This is a genomic window from Kluyvera fluvialis (genome assembly GCF_059725275.1).
Window position 1 is genome coordinate 683,963 of record NZ_AP046142.1, and the last position, 22,769, is coordinate 706,731.

At 54.1% G+C, this 22,769-nt stretch carries 22 protein-coding genes and 1 riboswitch; of the genes, 12 read left to right on the forward strand and 10 right to left on the reverse strand.

What is annotated here, in order from left to right; genetic code table 11:
- Nucleotides 1-144: 144 nt before the first annotated feature.
- Nucleotides 145-1,890: a DNA primase gene (dnaG, locus tag AC6I4B_RS03345; RefSeq protein WP_497769595.1), complete on the reverse strand. Its 1,746-nt coding sequence runs from the start codon at nt 1,888-1,890 to the stop codon at nt 145-147.
- 152 nt (nt 1,891-2,042) lie between these two features.
- Nucleotides 2,043-2,258 (reverse strand): 30S ribosomal protein S21, encoded by a 216-nt coding sequence (gene rpsU / locus AC6I4B_RS03350; protein ID WP_001144069.1) that lies wholly within the window; start codon nt 2,256-2,258, stop codon nt 2,043-2,045.
- 236 nt (nt 2,259-2,494) lie between these two features.
- Between rpsU and tsaD the strand changes: the two genes are divergently transcribed.
- Nucleotides 2,495-3,508: a tRNA (adenosine(37)-N6)-threonylcarbamoyltransferase complex transferase subunit TsaD gene (gene tsaD / locus AC6I4B_RS03355; protein WP_497769596.1), complete on the forward strand. Its 1,014-nt coding sequence runs from the start codon at nt 2,495-2,497 to the stop codon at nt 3,506-3,508.
- Nucleotides 3,509-3,600: 92 nt separating this feature from the next.
- Here tsaD and plsY read toward each other — a convergent pair whose 3' ends face one another.
- Nucleotides 3,601-4,212, reverse strand: coding sequence for a glycerol-3-phosphate 1-O-acyltransferase PlsY (gene plsY / locus AC6I4B_RS03360; RefSeq protein ID WP_497769598.1), 612 nt, complete (start codon nt 4,210-4,212; stop codon nt 3,601-3,603).
- Nucleotides 4,213-4,319: 107 nt separating this feature from the next.
- Between plsY and folB the strand changes: the two genes are divergently transcribed.
- Together folB and bacA are read left to right on the forward strand one after the other, a co-directional pair.
- On the forward strand, nt 4,320-4,679 hold the full coding sequence (gene folB / locus AC6I4B_RS03365; protein ID WP_497769599.1) for a bifunctional dihydroneopterin aldolase/7,8-dihydroneopterin epimerase: 360 nt from the start codon (nt 4,320-4,322) through the stop codon (nt 4,677-4,679).
- A 92-nt stretch (nt 4,680-4,771) separates the two neighbouring features.
- On the forward strand, nt 4,772-5,593 hold the full coding sequence (bacA, locus tag AC6I4B_RS03370; RefSeq protein ID WP_497769601.1) for an undecaprenyl-diphosphate phosphatase: 822 nt from the start codon (nt 4,772-4,774) through the stop codon (nt 5,591-5,593).
- A gap of 10 nt (nt 5,594-5,603) precedes the next feature.
- On the opposite strand, the gene AC6I4B_RS03375 is transcribed toward bacA, so the two are convergent.
- Nucleotides 5,604-6,845 (reverse strand): multifunctional CCA addition/repair protein, encoded by a 1,242-nt coding sequence (locus AC6I4B_RS03375; RefSeq protein WP_497769602.1) that lies wholly within the window; start codon nt 6,843-6,845, stop codon nt 5,604-5,606.
- Nucleotides 6,846-6,911: 66 nt separating this feature from the next.
- Nucleotides 6,912-7,532: a TIGR04211 family SH3 domain-containing protein gene (locus AC6I4B_RS03380; RefSeq protein ID WP_497769604.1), complete on the reverse strand. Its 621-nt coding sequence runs from the start codon at nt 7,530-7,532 to the stop codon at nt 6,912-6,914.
- Nucleotides 7,533-7,766: 234 nt separating this feature from the next.
- Here AC6I4B_RS03380 and AC6I4B_RS03385 point away from each other — a divergent pair, with 234 nt between their 5' ends.
- The 3 genes from AC6I4B_RS03385 to hldE are packed head-to-tail and all read left to right on the forward strand — an operon-like array spanning nt 7,767 to nt 13,411.
- A complete protein-coding gene (locus AC6I4B_RS03385) occupies nt 7,767-9,068 on the forward strand; it encodes a CYTH domain-containing protein (protein ID WP_497769606.1) in 1,302 nt (433 codons plus the stop codon).
- A gap of 21 nt (nt 9,069-9,089) precedes the next feature.
- On the forward strand, nt 9,090-11,930 hold the full coding sequence (glnE, locus tag AC6I4B_RS03390; protein ID WP_497769607.1) for a bifunctional [glutamate--ammonia ligase]-adenylyl-L-tyrosine phosphorylase/[glutamate--ammonia-ligase] adenylyltransferase: 2,841 nt from the start codon (nt 9,090-9,092) through the stop codon (nt 11,928-11,930).
- A gap of 47 nt (nt 11,931-11,977) precedes the next feature.
- Nucleotides 11,978-13,411, forward strand: a complete 1,434-nt coding sequence (hldE, locus tag AC6I4B_RS03395) for a bifunctional D-glycero-beta-D-manno-heptose-7-phosphate kinase/D-glycero-beta-D-manno-heptose 1-phosphate adenylyltransferase HldE (RefSeq protein ID WP_497769608.1) — start codon at nt 11,978-11,980, stop codon at nt 13,409-13,411.
- A 42-nt stretch (nt 13,412-13,453) separates the two neighbouring features.
- On the opposite strand, the gene ubiK is transcribed toward hldE, so the two are convergent.
- The gene (gene ubiK, locus AC6I4B_RS03400; protein WP_497769610.1) at nt 13,454-13,723 is read right to left on the reverse strand and encodes a ubiquinone biosynthesis accessory factor UbiK; all 270 of its coding nucleotides are present in this window, start codon (nt 13,721-13,723) and stop codon (nt 13,454-13,456) included.
- A gap of 121 nt (nt 13,724-13,844) precedes the next feature.
- Nucleotides 13,845-13,994: riboswitch (FMN riboswitch) on the forward strand.
- 105 nt (nt 13,995-14,099) lie between these two features.
- Between ubiK and ribB the strand changes: the two genes are divergently transcribed.
- Nucleotides 14,100-14,753: a 3,4-dihydroxy-2-butanone-4-phosphate synthase gene (ribB, locus tag AC6I4B_RS03405; protein ID WP_497769611.1), complete on the forward strand. Its 654-nt coding sequence runs from the start codon at nt 14,100-14,102 to the stop codon at nt 14,751-14,753.
- Between the two features lie 56 nt (nt 14,754-14,809).
- Here ribB and zupT read toward each other — a convergent pair whose 3' ends face one another.
- The gene (zupT, locus tag AC6I4B_RS03410) at nt 14,810-15,583 is read right to left on the reverse strand and encodes a zinc transporter ZupT (RefSeq protein WP_497769613.1); all 774 of its coding nucleotides are present in this window, start codon (nt 15,581-15,583) and stop codon (nt 14,810-14,812) included.
- A gap of 195 nt (nt 15,584-15,778) precedes the next feature.
- Between zupT and ygiD the strand changes: the two genes are divergently transcribed.
- Nucleotides 15,779-16,567, forward strand: a complete 789-nt coding sequence (gene ygiD / locus AC6I4B_RS03415; RefSeq protein ID WP_497769614.1) for a 4,5-DOPA-extradiol-dioxygenase — start codon at nt 15,779-15,781, stop codon at nt 16,565-16,567.
- Between the two features lie 3 nt (nt 16,568-16,570).
- On the opposite strand, the gene AC6I4B_RS03420 is transcribed toward ygiD, so the two are convergent.
- The 3 genes from AC6I4B_RS03420 to tolC all read right to left on the reverse strand — a co-directional run bounded on the left by AC6I4B_RS03420 (nt 16,571) and on the right by tolC (nt 20,019).
- Nucleotides 16,571-17,731: a glutathionylspermidine synthase family protein gene (locus tag AC6I4B_RS03420; RefSeq protein WP_497771916.1), complete on the reverse strand. Its 1,161-nt coding sequence runs from the start codon at nt 17,729-17,731 to the stop codon at nt 16,571-16,573.
- 5 nt (nt 17,732-17,736) lie between these two features.
- The gene (locus tag AC6I4B_RS03425) at nt 17,737-18,417 is read right to left on the reverse strand and encodes a DUF1190 family protein (RefSeq protein ID WP_497769616.1); all 681 of its coding nucleotides are present in this window, start codon (nt 18,415-18,417) and stop codon (nt 17,737-17,739) included.
- 177 nt (nt 18,418-18,594) lie between these two features.
- Nucleotides 18,595-20,019, reverse strand: coding sequence for an outer membrane channel protein TolC (gene tolC / locus AC6I4B_RS03430; protein ID WP_497771918.1), 1,425 nt, complete (start codon nt 20,017-20,019; stop codon nt 18,595-18,597).
- A gap of 210 nt (nt 20,020-20,229) precedes the next feature.
- Here tolC and nudF point away from each other — a divergent pair, with 210 nt between their 5' ends.
- The 4 genes from nudF to yqiA all read left to right on the forward strand — a co-directional run bounded on the left by nudF (nt 20,230) and on the right by yqiA (nt 22,765).
- The gene (gene nudF / locus AC6I4B_RS03435; RefSeq protein WP_497769618.1) at nt 20,230-20,862 is read left to right on the forward strand and encodes an ADP-ribose diphosphatase; all 633 of its coding nucleotides are present in this window, start codon (nt 20,230-20,232) and stop codon (nt 20,860-20,862) included.
- Nucleotides 20,859-21,284, forward strand: coding sequence for a DUF1249 family protein (locus tag AC6I4B_RS03440; RefSeq protein ID WP_497769620.1), 426 nt, complete (start codon nt 20,859-20,861; stop codon nt 21,282-21,284). Before nudF ends, AC6I4B_RS03440 begins: the two co-directional genes overlap by 4 nt.
- 78 nt (nt 21,285-21,362) lie before the next feature.
- Nucleotides 21,363-22,190 (forward strand): 3',5'-cyclic-AMP phosphodiesterase, encoded by an 828-nt coding sequence (gene cpdA, locus AC6I4B_RS03445; protein WP_497769621.1) that lies wholly within the window; start codon nt 21,363-21,365, stop codon nt 22,188-22,190.
- Entirely contained in the window at nt 22,190-22,765 is a 576-nt protein-coding gene (yqiA, locus tag AC6I4B_RS03450) for an esterase YqiA (protein ID WP_497769623.1), read from the forward strand. Before cpdA ends, yqiA begins: the two co-directional genes overlap by 1 nt.
- Nucleotides 22,766-22,769 lie beyond the last annotated feature (4 nt).

The following is a 22,769-nucleotide window of genomic DNA, read 5'->3' on the forward strand; positions in this document are numbered from 1 at the left end:
CCACACTTAATTCATTTGATTGGTGTCGGTCGGCGAACGAACCGCCGACATTTAAAGCGAGGGCGTACTTATATTCGTGCCGCTGCGCCTCGGTGCGGCTGTCGGGGTCTTCCCGATCGATATTCGGCAGTTAAGCCGTTAAATTCATTTTCTTGCCAGCTCCTGGTTCAGCGTCCAGAGTTCCCGGCGTTCTTCGCTGCTTAGACCGTGTGTGCGATCGCGAGCTATCAACTCTTCTTGTCGCAGGACAAGCAACGAATCAAACATATGGTTGAGCGAGTCGGTGAAGGTTTTTTCTGCAATTTCCTTATCTGCTATATCGTCCCACATCGACAGTTTTTCAAGGGTTGCAGCTTCATTCGTTCCGCGATATTGCTCTAAAAGTTGACCAGTGGTCAGACCGGGCTGGGACAAACAGCGATTCACCAGCTCCGTAAATAAGCCAAGTCCTGGCATTTTTTTCGCATCAAGCCCGGCCAGTGGTGGAACCAACGGCGCGAGATCGGGGTTTTGTACCAGTAACCCTATTAGTATACGCATGGTCGTGCGTTTTAGCTGTTGAGTTGGCCGTACGACCCCACTTTCTGCCTGTTTTGGCATTAAACGGTCTAGCGCGGCGTCGTCGAATATACCCAGCTTCAGGCCCAGCGTTTGGCGCAACTGAATGCGGTGCGCATCGCCAGGCACCTGGCTTATCAGCGGCAGCGCCAGTGCGGCGAGCTGGGTACTGCCATCAGGCGTACTCAGGTCAACCTGCGGCAACAGGCTGTTAAATAAGAAGACGGAGAGCGGTTGTGCGTGCTCCATCCGTGCTTCAAAAGCCTCTTTACCCTCTTTACGTACCAGCGTATCCGGGTCTTCACCGTCTGGCAGGAACATAAAGCGTAGCTGACGACCATCAGTCATGTAAGGCATTGCGGTTTCCAGCGCTCGCCATGCCGCATCGCGGCCTGCGCGGTCGCCGTCGTAACAGCAAATAACGTTGTTTGTCGCTCGGAATAACATATGGATGTGATCTGCCGTGGTCGATGTACCTAGCGAGGCAACGGCATAGTTAATCCCGTATTGCGCCAGGGCGACGACATCCATATATCCTTCGACAACCAGCAGTCGCGGTGGTTCAGCGTTGTGCTGCTGGGCTTCATAAAGGCCATACAACTGGCGGCCCTTATGGAAAATATCGGTTTCCGGTGAGTTCAGGTATTTCGGCGTATCATTACCCAGCACACGCCCACCAAACCCAATTACCCGGCCTCGTTTGTCGCGAATCGGGAACATCACGCGATTGCGGAAACGATCGTAGGTCCTACCCTGGTCGTTATTGACCAGCATTCCGGCATCGAGCAACAGCTTTCTGTTGTCAACATTTCCGCCGAAACGTTTTAATGCGTTATCCCAGCCCGGCGGTGCAAAGCCAATAGCAAAACGCTGGACAATCTCGGCACTTAGGCCGCGTTGCTCCAGGTACTGGCGTGCAGGCTCGGCAATAGGTTGAGCGAAGGATTGCTGATAAAAATCATTCAACCCCTCCATTAGCTGATAGAGATTTTGCCGTTGATGGCGTTCTATCTGGCTAAGGCCTGTTCCGGCTTCGTACGGCACTTCAAGATTGTGCATGGCCGCCAGTTCTTCAACGGTTTCAACGAACTCGAGCTTGTCGTAGTTCATTAAAAAGTCGATGGCATTGCCGTGCGCGCCGCAGCCGAAGCAGTGATAAAACTGCTTTTCACCGTTTACGGTAAAAGAGGGGGTTTTCTCGTTATGGAACGGACAGCACGCATGATAATTTTTGCCCTGTTTTTTTAGCTTCACTCGTGCATCGATGAGATCGATGATGTCGGTGCGAGCCAGCAGGTCATTGATAAATACGCGTGGGATTCGTCCAGCCATAAGCCCCGTTTATTTTGATGACTTGTATACGTGCGTTTTCTCTTAGAAGAATTCACAGCGTATAAACGAAAACAAGCCGCGCATTCCTTTCGGAAGCACGGCCTTGCAACTACTACTCGGTCTGACTGTTGAGAGCCTGTGCTCTCAACAGATTAGTACAGACGAGTACGGCGTGCGTTTTCGCGAGCCAGTTTCTTCGCGTGACGTTTCACTGCAGAAGCTTTAGCGCGCTTACGTTCGGTAGTCGGTTTTTCATAGAATTCACGACGACGAACTTCCGCCAGAACACCTGCTTTTTCGCAGGAACGCTTGAAGCGACGCAGAGCTACGTCGAACGGCTCGTTTTCACGTACTTTAATTACCGGCATGTGCCTCTCACCTTTGATTAAATCGGTTTGCTGCTGGCATCAGCGCCAGCTTATTTCAAAATGGTGCGGAATTTTACTGCAACTACTGCTGCTTTGTAAAGCACCGACGCTGTTTTTGAAATGGACTTTTTAAGGGTGAGGAGTATACACGAGGCTGGTTGCTGGGGCGAACAATGTTTTACAAGGCGGGTCAGAGACCCTACACTGCGCGGTATTGAAACGAGGTAAATCTAGCCATGCGTGTACTGGGAATTGAAACATCCTGCGATGAAACCGGCATCGCGATTTATGATGACGAAAAAGGTCTGTTAGCCAACCAACTGTATAGTCAGGTGAAATTACACGCTGACTACGGCGGTGTCGTGCCTGAACTGGCATCGCGCGACCACGTGCGTAAAACGGTTCCGCTGATTCAGGCGGCGTTAAAAGAGGCGAATCTGACCGCGAAAGATATTGATGCCGTTGCCTACACCGCAGGGCCAGGTCTGGTCGGTGCGCTGCTGGTTGGCGCTACGGTTGGTCGTTCGCTGGCGTTTGCGTGGGATGTCCCGGCGATCCCGGTGCATCACATGGAAGGGCATCTCCTGGCGCCAATGCTGGAAGATAACCCGCCAGAGTACCCGTTTGTGGCGCTGCTGGTTTCCGGTGGCCATACCCAGTTGATTAGCGTGACCGGAATCGGTCAGTACACGTTGCTTGGCGAGTCCATCGACGATGCCGCCGGTGAAGCGTTTGATAAAACCGCTAAGCTGCTGGGGCTGGATTATCCCGGCGGGCCGATGCTGTCGAAGCTGGCCTCACAGGGAACCGAAGGGCGCTTTGTTTTCCCACGCCCGATGACCGATCGTCCGGGGCTTGATTTCAGCTTCTCCGGCCTGAAAACCTTTGCCGCCAACACCATCCGTAATAACGGCAACGACGATCAGACTCGTGCTGATATCGCCCGTGCGTTTGAAGATGCCGTGGTGGATACATTGATGATCAAATGCAAACGCGCGTTGGATCAAACCGGTTTTAAACGTCTGGTGATGGCGGGTGGCGTGAGTGCAAACCGTACCTTGCGCGCGAAGCTGGCGGAAATGATGCAGAAACGTCGTGGCGAAGTGTTCTATGCGCGGCCGGAATTCTGCACCGATAACGGGGCGATGATTGCCTATGCGGGAATGGTGCGCTTTAAATCTGGGGTCAATGCTGACCTGGGAGTGACTGTGCGCCCACGTTGGCCGCTGGCGGAACTGCCTGCTGCGTGATGGCAACAGCCGGATGGTGGTTACGCCTTATCCGGCTGAAAAAATTGTGCTTACGTAGGCCGGATAAGCGTTAGCAATATCCGGCACACCGCTTACTTCTCTTCTTTTTTCTTCTTAAACCGCAGCCAAATCTTGGTTTCCTGACGTCGCCACAGGCGCTGAATATTGTCATGATGGCGCAGCAAAATCAGGCACGACAGCATGGAAACCGGGAATGTGTACTGGGGTTTGAACCACCACACATAAAACGGTGCGACCAGCGCGCTAACGATAGCGCCCAGTGATGAATAGCCGCTGAGTAAAATGGTCAGCAGCCAGGTGCCCGCCATTACGCCGGTAAGATCCAAACCAATAGGTGCAATAGCACCAAATGCCGTGGCAACCCCTTTGCCGCCGCGAAAACCAAAGAAAACCGGCCAGATATGGCCCAGGCAGGCGGCGATGGCGACCAGCCCCAGCCAGAATGGCGTAAGCCCAAGCGCATAAGCGCCCCAAACGGGCAACATCCCTTTCAGAATGTCGAAGATCAAGACGGCTACAGCAGCGCTTTTGCCGCCAATGCGTAGCACATTTGTGGCTCCTGGATTTCCAGAGCCAGTGTTGCGCGGGTCAGGTAACCCCGCAATGCGGCAGACCAGAATGGCGCTGGAGATTGAGCCGCAAAGGTAGGCAAGGAGGATCATTCCAGGCTCGATTGCACTCATAACGCTGTTCCATTTTGAAAATGTCGAAGTATTCTCTGCATCTGTGGATAATACGCATAATTCGCCGGAAGTGGTATCCGGTTTAGCCTAAAACCAAGCAGGTCGTGATGGATATTGTATTTATAGAGCAACTTTCGGTAATCACCACTATCGGTGTTTACGACTGGGAACAGACCATTGAGCAGAAGCTGGTGTTCGATATCGAATTAGGCTGGGACAACCGTAAAGCCGCTGCCAGTGACAATGTGGCGGATTGCCTGAGCTATGCTGATATCAGCGATGCGGTGGTGAAGCACGTTGAGGGCAGCCGTTTTGCGTTAGTTGAACGCGTAGCTGAAGAAATTGCCGACCTCTTGATGTCGCGTTTCCACTCTCCGTGGGTACGTATCAAGGTCAGTAAACCAGGGGCGGTAGCGCGGGCCGCTAACGTCGGTGTAATCATCGAGCGTGGCCATAATCCGAAATAAAATATTTAGCGGTCATATAACTTAAACCAAAATGATTTATACCGGTCTTAGAGCCGGGTTTATTTTGTTGTTTACTTTTAAGGGTTTATTTAATGAACGATATACACTCGCTGCTGGTGGCGGCAATTCTGGGTGTGGTCGAGGGATTGACGGAGTTTTTGCCCGTATCCAGTACCGGTCATATGATAATCGTCGGCCATTTACTGGGTTTTGAAGGCGATACGGCGAAAACGTTTGAAGTGGTTATCCAGCTAGGCTCGATTCCGGCGGTGGTGGTGATGTTCTGGCGTCGCCTGTTTGGCCTTATCGGAATCCACTTTGGTCGCCGTCCGGTACATGAAGGGCAAGGCAGCGGTCGCCTGTCGCTGATTCATATCCTGCTGGGGATGATTCCGGCAGTGGTGCTGGGGCTGGTTTTCCACGACGCGATTAAATCATTATTTACCCCAGTCAACGTGATGTATGCCCTGGTGGTCGGCGGTCTGTTGCTGATTGCGGCAGAGTGTTTTAAGCCGAAAACGCCGCGCGCGGTGGGCGTTGATGATATGACCTATCGTCAGGCGTTTATTATCGGCTGCTTCCAGTGCCTGGCGCTGTGGCCGGGCTTTTCTCGCTCCGGGGCGACGATTTCTGGCGGTATGCTGATGGGCGTGAGTCGTTATGCGGCATCGGAGTTTTCCTTCCTGCTGGCCGTGCCGATGATGATGGGCGCGACCGTGCTGGATCTCTATAAGAGCTGGCATTTCCTGAGCGTAGCGGACATCCCAATGTTTGCCGTTGGGTTTGTGATGGCCTTCCTGGTGGCGCTGGTTGCCATCAAAACCTTCCTGCAACTGATTAAACAGATTTCATTCATCCCGTTCGCTATCTACCGCTTTATTGTGGCGGCTGCGGTTTACGTGGTGTTCTTCTGATGTCCTGCCCTCAGTCTTTCGGCTGAGGGCAACGTTTTTCCTTCCACTTCGTGACCGCTGCAATACGGCGGCGTGTTAGCTCCTCACGAATCTGCGGCCCGTTAAATCCGGCGTCGATCACTTCTTTGTTCGTCACCGTTTTGGCTGCCTCCCAGGCTTCGCGCAGCAAACGCCCCTGCGGATAATCGCAGGCTTCAAAATGGGTACGTCCCCGAACGTCCGCTTCGCTGGTTAGCGCAATTTGCTCAACGCGCTGTGGTTTACGCCAGGCGTCGATGGAGTCGAACAGCTTGATGATGGTTTTGGGCTGGAGAATCGGCAAGGTGTGGATCAAATCGTGAAACTCGGCGACCAGTTTCGCCAGCTCGCGGATTTCATTCGGGACTTTCAACCGTTGGCACAGTTGCTCAACCAGCTTTACACCCGCCGGGCCGTGTCCGTGATGGTGAGGCCAAAACTCTTTCGGCGTCAGACCTTTGCCTAAATCATGACACAGTGTGGCAAAACGGATATCGATAGCCGGGCTGAGCATCGCCGCCATACTCAACGTCATCAGTGTATGCACGCCGGTATCAATTTCAGGGTGCCATTTCGCCGGAGCCGGTACGCCGTACAGCGTGTCAATTTCCGGGAATAACACGCTTAATGCACCGCAGTCGCGTAGCGTCTGGAAGAAAACCTGTGGGTTACGGGTCGATAACGCGTTTTCAGTCTCTTTCCATACACGCTCTGGCGTCAGATGCGCCAACTCGCCCGCCTCGGTCATTTCGCGCATGAGTGCCATCGTTTCATCAGCAATACGGAAGCTCAGGTGAGCGTAGCGGGCAGCGAAACGCGCGACGCGCAGAACGCGTAACGGATCTTCACCAAAAGCCGGGGAGACATGGCGCAAAATGCGCTGCTGGAGGTCGGCACGGCCACCGTACGGGTCGATAATCGTACCGTCGGCATCTTGTGCCAGGGCGTTGACGGTTAAGTCCCGTCGCAGTAAGTCTTGCTCGAGTGTGACGTCCGGCGCGGCGTAACAGGTGAAACCGGTATAACCGGAGCCGGATTTACGCTCAGTGCGCGCAAGGGCGTACTCTTCGTGGCTGTCAGGATGTAAAAACACGGGAAAATCGCGGCCTACCTGCTGGTAGCCCGCGTCGAGCATTTGCTGCGGCGTCGCACCGACAACCACCCAATCTTTATCTTTGACCGGTAAGCCTAATAACCCGTCCCGAACAGCCCCACCGACCAAATAACTCTTCACGCCACACTTCTCCCCATCACTGTTTAGATAAATGATACGAAAGAAGTGCAGACAACGCGAGAAGGCTTAGTTCATCCAGCGGTCTTTACGCTTACGGCTTGGGATGATGTGCGGCAGGACCAGACCAAGAATCAGGCCGATACCCAACACGCCACCGCCATACATAAACCACTGCATAATGATGGTGCGCTGCTTGTCATCCAGTTGCAGGTTAGCGGCGTTAACTTTCTTCTGCGCGATAATCAGCTCGTTTTTAAGCTTCTGGTTTTCACTTTTTAAACCATTAATCACGCTATCGCTCTCAGCGACCTTTTTCTGCATTTCTGCGGTACGCTGGTTCCAGGTGGTGTCGATATTGTTCAGCTTGTCGGTCAGCGTTTTGACTTGGTTTTCCAGCGCCGGAACACGAGTGCGCAGGCTAGGCGTCGCGGTCAACTCTTTCAGCGGGATCCACGCAGTACGGCCATTTTTGTCGCGCACTTGACCATATTGGGTACTTTCGTTGGTCTGCAACAGAGTGACTTCTTCACCAGCATTCATGGTACCTGCCAGACGGTAATTATCACTCGGGCCGCTACGTACCCATGTATTCAATTCATCAGAGACATAACGCTTTTCATCGGCGTGAGCGAAGGTCGAAGCGGTAAGTGTCAGTAAAGTAATGGCAATTAAGCGTAATTTTGGCATCAGATCATCGTTTTTGTCATAAAAGTGGGACGATAGTAGTGGCAACAGTCTGACGACGCAAAGCATTCTGCGGCAATCAGAATCCTCCAGGAGGAAAAATAGACATCAGCTGTCTGCCGGACAAATTGCGCATTGCATGGCAATTTGTCGCAAAATACTATCTACTGACAAAAAGAATACCTTTTAGTTCGCAACAAAGGTATTTCCGGGCAACGAAACCATAAGAATTTAGTCATGGCTCAAGAAATCGAATTAAAATTTATCGTCGATGGCGCTGGCGTTGAAACGCTGCGCAACCACCTCAATACCCTGAATGCAGAGCATACCCCTGCGGAACAATTGCTGAATATCTACTACGAAACTGCCGACAATTGGCTGCGTCGTCATGATATGGGGCTGCGTATTCGCGGTAATGATGGTCGTTATGAAATGACCCTGAAAATTGCTGGCCGTACCGTCGGTGGATTACATCAGCGTCCTGAATACAACATTGATATCAGCACGGCGGAATTGGCGCTCGACCAACTGCCTGCCGAAGTTTGGCCGAACGGCGCAATGCCTGAAGGGCTAGCGGAGCAGGTTAATCCGCTGTTCAGCACCGATTTTTATCGCGAAAAATGGGTTGTGAGTCAGGGTAAAAGCCAGATTGAGATCGCGTTGGATCAGGGCGAGATTAAAGCAGGCGAGCACCAGGAAGCCATTTGCGAACTGGAGCTTGAGCTGCTGAGCGGCGACACGGCCGACGTGCTGGCGCTGGCTCGCCAACTGGCGCAAACCGGTGTGCTGCGTCAGGGCAGCCTGAGTAAAGCGGCGTGCGGCTATCATTTGGCACAGGGCAACCTCCCACGTGAAATCAAACCGCTGACAATTTTAACGCTGCCGCCGAAATCGACGATTGGTCAGGCTATGGAAGTGGCGCTGGAAAACGCGCTGGCTCACTGGCAGTACCATGAGGAGTTGTGGCTGCGTGGCAATAAAAAGGCCAAAGTGGAAGTGATTAACGCCCTGGGGCTGGTGCGTCATATTCTGACGCTGTTCGGTGGTATTGTTCCGCGCAAGGCTAGCGCGGGTCTGCGCGACGGCCTGACCCAGCTCGACGCACTGATGAACAGCGATATGTCGGCACATGATGCGGTGTTCAACCTGACGACGGCGCAAGTGAAGTTAGAGTTCACCGAATGGCTGGTTACCCGCGCCTGGCTGGCGTTCCTCGACGCCAAGGCCGAGACGAAAATGGCGGATTCCTATAAACGCTTCGCTGATATTCAGCTCTCCCGTCAGGCCGCTGAGTTGCGCACAACTTTTGCGTATCCGCTGGGCGATGCCTATGGCGACCAACTGCCGCGTTTAACGCGTGATATCAACACCGTACAACTGCTGGCGGGTTACTACCCAGCCGAGCAAGCGCAGGCCTGGCTGGCGAACTGGCAGGGCTTACGTCATGCCATCGAAACGCGTCAGCACATTGAAATTGAACATTTCCGTAATGAGGCTTTGTCAGTTGAGCCATTCTGGTTGCACAGCGGAAAACGTTAATTAACTTCAGGAACCCCGTGTATGACGCCGCTTTCTTCGCAGTTACAGCTGCACTGGCAAACGCTGGTGGAGCGCTCCCCGGAGGATTTCCCGCTTGGGGCGTTGAGCGCTGAGGCGCAGGCTGTTTTCACCTTCAGTGATTTTGTGCAGCAAAACCTGACGGCGCACCCCGAGTGGCTGGCGTCGCTGGAAAGTGAACCGCCGCAGGCGGATGAGTGGCGGCAATACGCGGGCTGGCTTCAGGCGGAGCTGGCTGACGTTTATGATGAAACTGCGCTGATGCGCGCCCTGCGGCTGTTTCGCCGCCGGATAATGGTGCGCATTGCCTGGGCGCAGGCGCTGTCGCAGGTATCGGAGCAAGATACGTTGCAGCAGTTGAGCCACCTTGCCGAAACGCTGATTGTCAGCGCGCGTGACTGGCTGTACGCCGCCTGTTGCCGTGATTGGGGTACGCCGTGCAGCGCAGACGGCGCACCGCAGCCGTTGCTGATCCTCGGGATGGGCAAACTCGGCGGCGGTGAGCTGAATTTTTCTTCTGATATCGACCTTATCTTTGCCTGGCCGGAGCACGGCAGCACTCAGGGCGGGCGTCGCGAGCTGGACAACGCCCAGTTCTTTACTCGCCTGGGGCAGCGGCTGATTAAAGTGCTCGATCAACCCACTCAGGATGGCTTCGTCTATCGCGTCGATATGCGCTTACGCCCGTTTGGCGATAGCGGCCCGCTGGTGCTGAGTTTTGCGGCGCTGGAAGATTATTACCAGGAGCAGGGGCGCGATTGGGAGCGCTATGCGATGGTGAAAGCGCGGATTATGGGCGACAACGATGGCGTTTACGCCAGCGAGCTACGCGCGATGCTGCGACCGTTCGTTTTCCGTCGCTATATCGACTTTAGCGTGATTCAGTCCCTGCGAAATATGAAAGGGATGATTACCCGCGAAGTGCGCCGTCGTGGCCTGAAAGACAACATCAAGCTGGGCGCGGGCGGGATTCGTGAAATCGAATTTATCGTCCAGGTATTTCAGCTGATTCGCGGCGGGCGCGAACCCACGCTGCAAAGCCGCGCGCTGCTGCCAACGCTTGCCGCCATTGAAGCGCTGCATCTACTTTCTGAAGACGATGCACAAGCGCTACGCGAGGCATATCTGTTTTTACGTCGCCTCGAAAACCTGCTGCAAAGTATTAATGACGAGCAGACGCAAACGCTGCCCGGCGATTCTCTTAACCGCGCGCGTTTGGCGTGGGGAATGCACTTTGCTGATTGGGAAAGCCTGTGTGAACGCCTGGACGCGCTGATGGCGGGCGTGCGCCGGGTGTTTAACGAACTGATTGGCGATGACGAAGAGCCGTCGCAGGAAGAACAGTTATCCGAGTCCTGGCGCGAACTGTGGCAGGACACATTGCAGGAAGACGACGCACCGGCGGTGCTGGCGCATCTTAGCGAAGATGAACGACACCGAGTGCTGGCGCAAATTGCGGATTTCCGCAAAGAGCTGGATAAACGCACTATCGGCCCGCGTGGGCGTCAGGTGCTGGACTCGTTGATGCCGCATCTGCTGAGTGAAGTGTGTACGCGCGACGACGCCAACGTGTTGCTGACCCGCATCACGCCTTTGCTGAGCGGTATTGTGACCCGCACGACTTACCTCGAACTGCTGAGTGAATATCCGGGCACGTTAAAACACCTGATTCGCCTGTGCGCCGCCTCGCCGATGGTGGCAAGCCAGCTCGCGCGTTATCCGCTGCTGCTCGATGAACTGCTCGACCCGAGTACGTTGTACCAGCCAACGGCGACCGACGCTTATCGCGATGAACTACGCCAATATCTGTTGCGTGTGCCGGAAGAGGACGAAGAACAGCAACTGGAAGCTCTGCGCCAGTTTAAACAGGCGCAGTTGCTGCACATTGCGGCGGCGGATATCGCCGGTACGCTGCCAGTGATGAAAGTGAGTGACCACTTAACCTGGCTTGCCGAGGCGATGATTGACGCCGTTGTCCAGCAGGCGTGGGTGCAAATGGTGGCGCGTTACGGACAGCCAACGCATTTGCGGGAGCGCGAAGGCCGTGGCTTTGCGGTGATTGGCTACGGCAAACTGGGCGGCTGGGAGCTAGGTTATAGCTCGGATCTGGATTTAGTCTTTTTGCACGATTGTCCGATGGACGCCATGACCGACGGTGAGCGGGAAATTGACGGTCGCCAATTCTATCTGCGCCTCGCGCAGCGCATTATGCACCTGTTCAGCACCCGCACATCGTCCGGTATTTTGTATGAAGTGGATGCCCGTTTACGCCCATCTGGAGCGGCGGGAATGTTGGTGACAACCGCAGAAGCATTCGCGGATTATCAGCAAAATGAAGCGTGGACATGGGAGCATCAGGCGCTGGTTCGCGCGCGTGTGGTGTACGGTGATCCACAGCTTCAGCAGCAGTTTGACGCCATTCGTCGGCAAATTCTGACCACCGCTCGCGACAGCGCCACGCTGCAAACCGAGGTGCGTGAAATGCGCGAGAAAATGCGCGCACATCTGGGCGGCAAACAGCGCGACCGTTTCGATATCAAAACCGATGCAGGCGGCATTACCGACATTGAATTTATTACCCAGTATCTGGTGTTGCGCTACGCCCACGACAAGCCGAAGTTAACGCGCTGGTCGGATAACGTGCGCATCCTCGAACTGCTGGCGCAAAACGACATTATGGATGAGCATGAAGCGCAGGCGCTGACTCGTGCGTACACTACGTTACGTGATGCGTTGCATCATCTGGCGCTGCAAGAGTTGCCGGGAAATGTCGGGCTGGAGCGCTTCGCCGCTGAGCGCGAGCTGGTCAGTGCCAGTTGGCTGAAGTGGCTGGTTCAACCGTAAAATGTGCTATTATCGCGCGAAAATGTTGATTCTCTCAGGAGACACGAATGAAAGTAACGCTGCCGGAATTTGAACGCGCAGGTGTGATGGTGGTTGGCGATGTCATGCTGGATCGCTACTGGTATGGCCCAACCAGCCGTATTTCCCCCGAGGCTCCAGTGCCTGTGGTGAAAGTGGAAACTATCGAAGAACGCCCTGGCGGCGCGGCAAACGTGGCGATGAACATTGCTTCTCTGGGTGCGGGTTCTCGTCTCGTTGGTCTGACCGGTATTGACGATGCAGCGCGTGCGCTGAATAAAGCGCTGGCCGATGTGAACGTCAAATGCGATTTCGTTTCCGTGCCAACGCACCCGACGATTACTAAGCTGCGCGTGCTGTCGCGCAACCAGCAGCTAATCCGCCTCGATTTTGAAGAAGGGTTTGCTGGCGTTGACCCGCAGCCATTGCACGAGCGTATTCAAAGTGGCCTGCCAAACGTGGGGGCGCTGGTGCTTTCTGACTACGCCAAAGGCGCGCTGGAAAGCGTTCAGCAGATGATCAAACTGGCGCGTGAAGCCAACGTTCCGGTGCTGATCGACCCGAAAGGCACTGACTTTGAACGCTATCGCGGCGCAACGCTGCTGACCCCGAATCTGTCTGAATTTGAAGCGGTTGTGGGCAAATGTAAAAGCGAAGAAGAGCTGGTTGAACGCGGCATGAAGTTGATTGCTGATTTCGATCTTTCCGCGCTGCTGGTGACCCGTTCCGAACAGGGCATGACGTTGCTCCAGCCGGGAAAAGCACCGCTGCATCAGCCCACTCAGGCACAAGAAGTGTACGACGTGACCGGTGCGGGCGATACCGTTATTGGCGTGCTGGCAGCGACGTTGGCCTCCGGTAAAACGCTGGAAGAAGCGTGCTTCTTCGCTAACGCCGCAGCGGGCGTGGTGGTTGGCAAACTCGGGACGTCTACCGTTTCGCCAATCGAGCTGGAAAACGCGGTGCGTGGTCGCGCAGACACCGGTTTCGGTGTGATGAGTGAAGAAGAACTGAAACAGGCTGTCGCGGCGGCGCGTCGTCGCGGTGAGAAAGTGGTCATGACCAACGGCGTGTTCGACATTCTGCACGCAGGGCATGTGTCTTATCTGGCGAATGCGCGCAAGCTGGGCGACCGCCTGATCGTTGCCGTGAACAGCGATGCCTCTACTAAGCGTCTGAAAGGCGAATCTCGTCCGGTTAACCCACTGGAACAGCGCATGATTGTGCTGGGCGCGCTGGAGTCCGTTGACTGGGTCGTTTCGTTTGAAGAAGATACTCCGCAGCGCCTGATTGCTGGCATCCTGCCGGACCGCTTAGTAAAAGGCGGTGACTATAAACCAGAACAAATTGCCGGTAGCGAAGAAGTGTGGGCGAACGGGGGTGAAGTGCTGGTGCTGAACTTTGAAGATGGTTGTTCAACGACCAATATTATCAAGAAAATTCAGCAGGATAGCGAGAAGTAGTTTCTCGCTGTTTTCCCTCTCCCAAAGGGAGAGGGAAATCGCTTACTCTTTATCGCTCGCAGCAGGAGCCGCCGCACGGCTTTCCAGCTCGCTGACGCGTTGCTCTAACAGCGCCAGCTTCTCACGCGTACGCAGCAGAACCTGCGTTTGCACGTCGAACTCTTCGCGGCTAACCACATCCAGACGCGTCAACTGTGATTGAATCACCTGGCGAACTTTCTTCTCTATATCATCCCCAAATTCACGCAGGCCTTTTGGCATTGATTCGTGAACCTGGCGGGCGATTTGTTCAATTTTTTTCGGGTCAATCATCTCTGTTTCCCTGATCGTGTCGGCTTTAGCGCTATTGTAGTGTCTTCTCCTGGTACGATAAACCAGAATTGTTCGAACCTTATGCATTGCCGAAGATAATCAATAGCGTTATAGTGAGTACGCTTATTCTCAGGGCGGGGCGAAATTCCCCACCGGCGGTAAATCAGCTACGGCTGAAAGCCCGCGAGCGCTTCCTGTGAAAACGGGAAGGTCAGCAGATCCGGTGTAATTCCGGGGCCGACGGTTAGAGTCCGGATGGGAGAGAGTAACGATCCAGTCGGGTGAAAGCCCGCTCGCGTTATCTATTTGCCGTTTATCGGCACTCCTAAGACTGCCCTGATTCTGGTAACCATAATATTAATGAGGTTTTTTTACCATGAATCAGACGCTACTTTCCTCTTTTGGTACTCCGTTCGAACGCGTTGAAAACGCACTGATTGCTCTGCGCGAAGGCCGTGGCGCGATGGTGCTGGACGACGAAGATCGTGAAAACGAAGGCGACATGATCTTTGCCGCCGAAAACATGACTGTTGAACAAATGGCGCTGACTATCCGTCACGGTAGCGGCATCGTTTGTCTGTGCCTGACCGACGAACGTCGTAAACAGCTGGAACTGCCTATGATGGTAGAAAACAACACCAGCGCTTACGGCACCGGTTTCACGGTGACTATTGAAGCGGCTCACGGCGTGACGACTGGCGTTTCCGCCGCTGACCGCCTGACCACCGTGCGCGCGGCGATTGCCGACGGCGCAAAACCTTCCGACCTGAACCGTCCGGGCCACGTTTTCCCGCTGCGCGCGCAGCCGGGCGGCGTACTGACCCGTGGTGGCCACACTGAAGCAACCATCGACTTAGTAACTCTGGCAGGTTTCAAACCGGCTGGCGTACTGTGTGAACTGACCAATGATGATGGCACTATGGCGCGCGCGCCAGAGTGCATCAAGTTTGCTAAAGAACACAATATGGCGCTGGTGACTATCGAAGATCTGGTGGCTTACCGCCGCGAGCACGAGCGTAAAGCAAGCTAAGCGGACAACCCGATATTTGATAAAGCCCGGTCACGCACCGGGCTTTTTTATGGCGATTAGCCAATGCCCATTGATTGCAGCACCACTAAACTCATCCCCATCACCGACATTCCGCACAGTACGCCGTAGCTGGGGTTATTGTTCGGGTCTATCTCTTTGGCGAGTGGCATCAGCTCATCGACTGAGAGGGCGACCATAATTCCGGCGACCGCTGCCATTATTGATGCCATCACAATTGGCGACACCATACTGCCGAGAATTGCCCAGGCTAGCACCCCTCCAAGAATTTCTGCCATCCCGGAGATCCCAGCCCAGAATATCGCTTTGCGCTTTGAACCCGTGGCGGCATACACCGGCCCTGCAACCGCCAGCCCTTCAGGAATATTGTGCAGGGCAACCGCCAGCGCGATACCGAAGCCTAGCTCCAGATTATTACTGGCAGTGACGAAGGTGGCGATGCCTTCAGGGAAGTTGTGCAGGCTTATCCCCAACGTCAGCAAAATGGCGGTACGGCGAAGATTACGCGGCAACGGCGGGTTGCTTTCTTGCATGAGATCCTGTGGATGTGCGTGCGGCAGCGCGCGATCCAGCGCGAAGTAGCCGAGCAGGCCGACAACAAACATGCCATAGCCGAGAACAGGCGGCATGCCAGGGGCATCCAGTGCGGCGGGCAGCATCTCCATCAGCGAGATTAACAGCATGATCCCCGCAGCAAAACCGAGTGAGAAGGCTAAGACCCGATTTGATGGTTTTTGCCCGATAACGCCGAGAATAGCGCCGATAAACGTGGCAGCTCCTGCCAGTAATGTCAGAATGAGCGGAACCGACATTGCTTACTCCTTATGATAATGATTATCATTCATAGCATTGAAATTTGTCACTGCTGGCGAGAGGCTCAGGCGTTCTTTACCTCATTCTTACATTCAAATTTTCTGAAGATCATCATCACGCTTATCTGAGTTTCTCCTCACTAAAAACAGGTTAATGTGGTGTTATTCAATGATTCTCTTTGGAAGGATAACACCATGTCTCGTAGCCGAATGCCAGCACTGTTTTTAGGTCACGGTAGCCCGATGAACGTACTGGAAGATAACGTCTATACCCGTACCTGGCGGCAGCTTGGTGAAACGCTGCCGCGCCCGAAAGCTATCGTGGTGGTTTCTGCCCACTGGTTCACGCGGGGGACGGGCGTCACGGCAATGGAAACGCCAAAAACAATCCATGATTTTGGCGGTTTTCCGCAGGCATTGTATGACACCCATTATCCCGCTCCTGGCTGCCCGGAACTGGCTCAGAAGCTAGTTGAGCTGTTGGCTCCGGTTCCGGTCGCGTTAGATAAAGAAGCCTGGGGTTTTGACCACGGCTCGTGGGGCGTGTTGATCAAGATGTACCCGAACGCCGACATCCCGATGGTGCAATTAAGTATTGATAGCACCAAACCGGCGGCGTGGCATTTTGAGATGGGGCGTAAGCTCGCCAGCCTGCGCGACGAAGGTATTATGCTGGTAGCGAGTGGTAACGTGGTGCATAACCTGCGTACGGTTAAATGGCACGGGGAGTCTACGCCGTATCCGTGGGCCAGTGCGTTTGATGATTACGTCAAAGCTAATCTGCGCTGGAAAGGGCCGGTTGAGCAACATCCGCTGGTCAACTACCTTGATCATGATGGCGGCGCGTTATCAAACCCGACTGCAGATCATTTCCTGCCGCTGCTGTATGTGTTGGGCGCGTGGGATGGCGAAGAGCCCATCACCATCCCTGTTGAGGGGATCGAAATGGGCTCCCTGAGTATGCTGTCGGTGCTGGTAGGCTAACGGTTATTCGACGAAAATGTGGGGATAGAAGCGCGAAAGATCCTGAGTGATCAGCGCTCTGTCCTCACGAATACCTATCCCGGCGGGTTGATCGTTGATGAGCCAGCTACCAATCAGCATGTAGCTATCGCCAAATTTTGGTAGCGGGTGGAACTGCTGCACGATCATTCCTTCTTCACCGTACGGCCCTTCGACTTGCTCAATGGTTTTGCCATTTTCGACGATCGAAATGTTCGCACCTTCACGAGAGAAGATAGGCTTCACCACGTATTTTTCCAGCGGTGGGTGATCGTCCTCGGCAAAATAGGCTGGCAGCAGGTTAGGGTGATCCGGGAACATTTCCCATAGCATTGGCAGCAATGCTTTGTTGGAGATAATGCTCTTCCATGCCGGTTCCAGCCAGCGAACGCCAGCGTCTTCCAGCTTGGTCGAGAACATCTCACGCAGCATGTATTCCCACGGATAGAGTTTGAACAGATTACCGATAACCTGATCTTGCAGGTCGGTGAACTGACCTTTCTCGCCCAGACCGATATCGTCGATATACAAGAATTCGGTGGCAACGCCTGCTTCCGCCGCGCAGTCCTGCAAATATTGCACCGTACCGCGATCTTCAACGGTATCACGGCAGCAGGTCAGGTGTAGCAACTGAAAACCGTGCTGTTCGCGCAGTTCATTGAAGCGGTCGATAATCTTTTCTTGCAGGCTGTTGAACTGGTCGCTGCCTTCAGGCAAGTTGCCTGCATTGATCTGATCTTCCAGCCAAATCCATTGGAAAAATGCCGCTTCATACAGCGAAGTTGGCGTATCGGCGTTATTCTCCAGAAGCTTCGGCTCACCGGTACCATCCCAGGCCAGGTCGAGGCGTGAATAAAGCGACGGCTGGTGAGTCTGCCACGACTGGCGTACAAAACCCCAGGTGTGCTTTGGAATACGGAACTTCGCCATTAGCTCATCGCTGGCGATAACCCGCTCAACCACTTTCAGGCATAGCTGATGCAGTTCGGCGGTGACATCTTCCAGCTTTTCAACCTGTGCTAACGTCAGCTTGTAATAAGCCTCTTCACTCCAGTACGGCTCGCCGTACATGGTGTGGAAGTTAAAGCCGTATTCGGTGGCTTTTTCACGCCAGTCCGGGCGTTCAACGATACTGATTCTTTCCATGGTCATTAGCCGCCCATCGAACGGGAAGTGCTGCCCGTAGCGCTACGCTGCATGGTGGACTGCTTCGCCACCGACTCCCCAAAGCCGCCACGTGTTACGGTGTTGGTGGTTGCCGGTTTTGGTGCCATCGCTGTTTTCGGCACGTTCATTGAACGGCCTGGCTGTGCGGCGCCATAGTTTTTGCCGCCCGCATCAGTGTATTTACCGTAGGCTGGGCTGGCTGGGTTTTTCGAGGTGAACACCGGCTGTTGCTGGAAGCCCATGCCGCCGCCCATCATACGGCCCATCATGTAACCTGCCATTAATGGCATCCAGAAACTGCCGCTGCTCTGTGTTTGCGCTTGAGCCTGACCTTCGCCAGTTGGGGCAAGACCTGCTTGCGCCGGAGCCTGCTGGCACTGGCCTTCACCAAATTCGGCCACGCAGTCTTCACGGCTGGCGTATTTAGGCGCAGTGCGCTCGGCTTCTTTCAGTGCATTGTTGTAGGTTGCTGTACATTCTGCGCTTTTGCTTGGATTCGCGGCGGAGCAGTCGTCAGCGTTTTGGTACAGCGTGACGGTTTCATCGGTTTTCTCACAGCCCGCCAGCATGAACACGGCGGTAACGGCCAGAGCGACCGGCGTTAAATGGCGCGCGCTCCAGCTTTTACGAAAGGCAGCGTGCTGAATATTGTTTGTCCGTTTCATTTTAATCTTCCTGGACCCAGTAGAGTGGTATTGCAATAGCGCTCAGGATAGTGGATGAGTGGTTGAAAATGAAGCTAAGAAGGGAATAAAGCAGGGGATCTTTACGTTGCCTTACGTTGACAGCGCAGAATACAACAAGGCCCGCACAGTGCGGGCCTTGATAAACCAGCGTGAAACTTAACGCAAACGCGCTTTGCTGGTGGCTGGCGAGGTGTAACCATCTGCCGCCGCATCTTGCTGCGCATTTTGTGGCGCAACGCTATCGGTGGTGGTGGAGACCGGTTTACCCAACGTGTTGTTCAGTGCCAGCAGATCCTGCTCGTTCAGTGTGCCGAGCGCGGATTTAATATTCAGCTGGTTAATCAGGTAGTTGTAACGAGCGCTGGAGAGCTGTTGCTTCGCGTTGTACAGCGTAGTGGTCGCATCCAGAACGTCAACGATGGTACGAGTACCTACCGAATAACCGGCTTCCATCGCGTCCAAAGAACTTTGCGCAGAAACAACGGCCTGTTTGTAGGCGTTGATGCTGCTGATAGACGCGTTGATGTTATTAAAGGAAGAACGCACGGTCTGTACGACGGAGCGGTGCGCGCTTTCTAACTGCTCGCTCGCGCCGACAAAGTTGTACTGTGCCTGTTTCACCTGCGAGTTAACCATCCCGCCTTGATACAGTGGCAGCGAGAAGCTCAGGCCGATTTTGTTCTGACCCGCATCGTTGTCGCCGTACTGAGAACCGTTGGTTTTGGAGCCGCTGTAAGAGGTGTTAGAGACACTGCTAGAGGCGTTTAACTCCAGTGTTGGCAGATGGCCGTCCTGCGCCAGGCGGATTTGCTCACGCGCCAGGTCTTGGCTCAGGCGAGCCTGCAACAGCGCCAGGTTGCGGTTTTCTGCTTCTTTCAGCAGAGAGTTCACCGCCTGTGGCTTGTCGGTTTTAAAGCTGTCAACGTTCAGTGAAGCCAGCTCAGGATAGTAGTTACCGGTGACCTGACGCAGCGCTTCAACGGCGTTGTCGAGGTTGTTACGCGCGGTCACTTCGTTCGCCAGCACGGTATCGTACTGTGAGCGGGCGTTCTGCACATCGGTAATGGCGACGAGGCCCACGTTAAAGCGCTGAGTGGTTTGATCTAACTGACGGTAAATTGCCTGTTTCTGCGCTTCGGTATAGGACAGCGCATCAATCGCACTCAGGACGTTAAAGTACGCCGTGGCGGTATTCAGAATCAGGGCTTGCTGGTCAGTCTGGTAGGTCACATCCTGAATGCCTGCGGCTTTTTCTTGCAGGGTCAGGGCACGCCATTTCGACATATCAAACAGGGTTTGGGTTAACTGTAACGAACCGCTGGTTGCGTTAGAGTTGACACCGTTACTATCACGGAAGCCGTTGGTATAGGTATAATCGGCACCCAGACCTAACTGTGGTAACAGCGGGCTGCGCGCTTCGTTAATCTTTTCGAATGCGGCGTCACGGTCTGCGGCAGATTTACGGAGATCTGGGTTACTGGTGCGTGCTTGTTGATAGACCTGTAACAGATTCTCTGCCTGGCTCATTGCACTGAAACCCGTAAGGCTCAGACCAATAAGGATAGGGAGCAATTTCTTCATTTGCATTTGCATTCCTTGTTGTGAAGCTTAGCGCTGATCTAATTCACAGAAAAAATATTCGCCGATTGTACCAGAGTCTGCCACGTTAAAAAGTTGTCGTAATGTGCCATCTGGCGTTAATTGGCACCAATCTATCATAGAGCCAGTGACTCCTGGGGCAAACTGACTTTAAATCCACAATTTCAACATAATTACAGCGTAGGCCAGTCCATGACGAAAACAGCCGAGCACGTCTCGACCCTGTCGAAAAACGATGTAGAAATTATTGCACGAGAAACGCTTTATCGCGGATTTTTTTCTATTGATTTGTATCGCTTCCGCCATCGCTTGTTCAACGGCGGAATGAGCGGAGAAGTTCGCCGCGAAATTTTTGAGCGCGGTCACGCCGCAGTCTTGCTACCCTTTGACCCAGTGCGTGATGAAGTGGTGCTCATTGAGCAAATTCGCATTGCCGCCTACGACACCAGTGAGACACCCTATTTGCTGGAGATGGTTGCCGGAATGATTGAAGAAGGTGAAACCGTCGAAGATGTCGCCCGCCGCGAGGCGCAGGAAGAAGCCGGGCTGGACGTAGGGCGCATGAAAAAGTGCCTCAGCTATCTGGCAAGCCCTGGCGGCACCAGCGAGCGTCTGACCATTATGGTCGGCGAAGTGGACGCGACAACGGCCAAAGGCATTCATGGCCTGGCAGAAGAGCTCGAAGACATTCGGGTTCATGTGGTAAGCCGGGAATATGCTTATCAATGTGTAGAGGAAGGAAAAATTGACAACGCAGCGACTGTCATCGCTTTGCAATGGCTGCAACTGCATTATCAGGACTTACGAAAAGAGTGGATCAAATGAAGCGCTATACACCTGACTTCCCTGAAATGATGCGTCTGTGCGAAACCAACTTCGCACAATTACGCCGCTTACTGCCGCGCGTTGATGAAGCCGGTGAAACGGTGAACTATCAGGTGGCCAATGCGCAATATCGCTTAACGATTGTTGAATCAACTCGTTACACTACGCTGGTGGCGATTGAACAAACGCACCCAGCGGTGAGCTACTGGAGCCTGCCGTCGATGACGGTACGGCTTTATCATGACGCGATGGTCGCTGAAGTGTGTTCAAGCCAGCAGATCTTTCGCTTCAAAGCACGGTATGATTACCCAAATAAAAAGTTGCATCAACGCGACGAAAAGCATCAAATTAATCAGTTTTTGGCCGATTGGCTTAGATTCTGTTTAGCACATGGAGCGATGGCGATTCCGGTTTGTACATAACGCCTTTCAGGCAGCCTTTGAGGCGCTGCGGTGAAGGGATGATGTGTATGTTTGCATCGTGAAACCTAAGGACACCATTTGGAAAGCCTTTTAAACCTTCCTCTGGCTGGTGGGGCCAGTGTCAGGGTACTGCAAATTACTGATACTCACCTGTTTGCTGAAAAAGATGAAACGCTGTTAGGGGTGAATACCTGGGAAAGCTATCATGCCGTCTTGCAGGCCATTCATGCCTCGGCGCGTGAGATTGACCTGGTGGTCGCCACGGGCGATTTAGCACAGGATCACTCATCCGCGGCCTACCAGCATTTCGCTGACGGCATCGCGAGTTTTTCTGCACCCTGCGTTTGGCTACCGGGTAATCATGACTTCCAGCCAGCGATGTACAGCACCTTGCAAGAGGCGGGTATTTCCCCTGCAAAACGCGTACTGCTCGGCGAACACTGGCAAATTTTGTTGCTGGATAGCCAGGTTTTCGGCGTACCTCACGGTGAGTTGAGCGAATTCCAGCTCGAATGGCTGGAACAACGCCTGGCAGAAGCGCCAGAGCGCCATACGCTGCTGTTGTTGCATCATCATCCGCTTCCGGCGGGCTGTAGCTGGTTGGATCAGCACAGTCTACGCAACGCGGCGTCGCTGGACAGTGTGCTGGCGCGCTATCCTCGCGTGGGGAATCTGCTTTGCGGTCATATCCATCAGGAACTGGACGTTGACTGGAATGGTCGTCGCATGATGGCGACGCCATCAACTTGCGTGCAGTTTAAACCGCACTGCGCCAACTTCACTCTGGATACCGTTTCGCCCGGATGGCGTTGGCTGGAACTGCACGCCGATGGTTCATTAACCACCGAGGTGTGCCGTCTTGCTGGGGTTAAATTCCATCCCGACACTGCATCGGAAGGCTATTGATGTCAACGCTTCTCTACCTGCACGGATTCAACAGCTCCCCACGCTCGGCAAAAGCCACGGCGCTAAAGCAGTGGCTGGCGGAACACCATCCTGATGTGCACATGCTAATTCCGCAATTGCCGGCCTATCCGGCAGAGGCCGCCGAACAGCTTGAAGCCCTGGTGCTCAAGCATGGCGGGGAACAGTTGGGTATCGTTGGGTCGTCGCTCGGCGGCTATTACGCCACCTGGCTATCGCAATGTTTCATGCTCCCTGCGGTGGTTGTCAATCCGGCGATGAGGCCATTTGAGCTGCTAACGAATTTCCTTGGCCCGAACGAGAATCCCTACACTGGGCAGCAATATGTGCTAGAGTCACGCCATATTTACGATCTTAAAGTGATGCAAATTGATCCACTTGAAGCCCCGGATCTTATCTGGCTGCTTCAGCAAACCGGCGATGAAGTGCTTGACTACCGCCAGGCCGTGGACTATTTCGCCTCCTGCCGACAAACGGTCGAGGAGGGCGGTAATCACGCCTTTACCGGCTTTGAAGATCACTTCACTCAGATTATCGATTTCCTGGGGTTGCATTAAGCAG

Coding starts and splice junctions, on each gene's coding strand:
- dnaG (WP_497769595.1), bottom strand. CDS start 1,890: ATGGCTGGACGAATCCCACGCGTATTTATCAATGACCTGCTGGCTCGC.
- rpsU (WP_001144069.1), bottom strand. CDS start 2,258: ATGCCGGTAATTAAAGTACGTGAAAACGAGCCGTTCGACGTAGCTCTG.
- tsaD (WP_497769596.1), top strand. CDS start 2,495: ATGCGTGTACTGGGAATTGAAACATCCTGCGATGAAACCGGCATCGCG.
- plsY (WP_497769598.1), bottom strand. CDS start 4,212: ATGAGTGCAATCGAGCCTGGAATGATCCTCCTTGCCTACCTTTGCGGC.
- folB (WP_497769599.1), top strand. CDS start 4,320: ATGGATATTGTATTTATAGAGCAACTTTCGGTAATCACCACTATCGGT.
- bacA (WP_497769601.1), top strand. CDS start 4,772: ATGAACGATATACACTCGCTGCTGGTGGCGGCAATTCTGGGTGTGGTC.
- AC6I4B_RS03380 (WP_497769604.1), bottom strand. CDS start 7,532: ATGCCAAAATTACGCTTAATTGCCATTACTTTACTGACACTTACCGCT.
- AC6I4B_RS03385 (WP_497769606.1), top strand. CDS start 7,767: ATGGCTCAAGAAATCGAATTAAAATTTATCGTCGATGGCGCTGGCGTT.
- glnE (WP_497769607.1), top strand. CDS start 9,090: ATGACGCCGCTTTCTTCGCAGTTACAGCTGCACTGGCAAACGCTGGTG.
- hldE (WP_497769608.1), top strand. CDS start 11,978: ATGAAAGTAACGCTGCCGGAATTTGAACGCGCAGGTGTGATGGTGGTT.
- ubiK (WP_497769610.1), bottom strand. CDS start 13,723: ATGATTGACCCGAAAAAAATTGAACAAATCGCCCGCCAGGTTCACGAA.
- ribB (WP_497769611.1), top strand. CDS start 14,100: ATGAATCAGACGCTACTTTCCTCTTTTGGTACTCCGTTCGAACGCGTT.
- zupT (WP_497769613.1), bottom strand. CDS start 15,583: ATGTCGGTTCCGCTCATTCTGACATTACTGGCAGGAGCTGCCACGTTT.
- ygiD (WP_497769614.1), top strand. CDS start 15,779: ATGTCTCGTAGCCGAATGCCAGCACTGTTTTTAGGTCACGGTAGCCCG.
- AC6I4B_RS03420 (WP_497771916.1), bottom strand. CDS start 17,731: ATGGAAAGAATCAGTATCGTTGAACGCCCGGACTGGCGTGAAAAAGCC.
- AC6I4B_RS03425 (WP_497769616.1), bottom strand. CDS start 18,417: ATGAAACGGACAAACAATATTCAGCACGCTGCCTTTCGTAAAAGCTGG.
- tolC (WP_497771918.1), bottom strand. CDS start 20,019: ATGAAGAAATTGCTCCCTATCCTTATTGGTCTGAGCCTTACGGGTTTC.
- nudF (WP_497769618.1), top strand. CDS start 20,230: ATGACGAAAACAGCCGAGCACGTCTCGACCCTGTCGAAAAACGATGTA.
- AC6I4B_RS03440 (WP_497769620.1), top strand. CDS start 20,859: ATGAAGCGCTATACACCTGACTTCCCTGAAATGATGCGTCTGTGCGAA.
- yqiA (WP_497769623.1), top strand. CDS start 22,190: ATGTCAACGCTTCTCTACCTGCACGGATTCAACAGCTCCCCACGCTCG.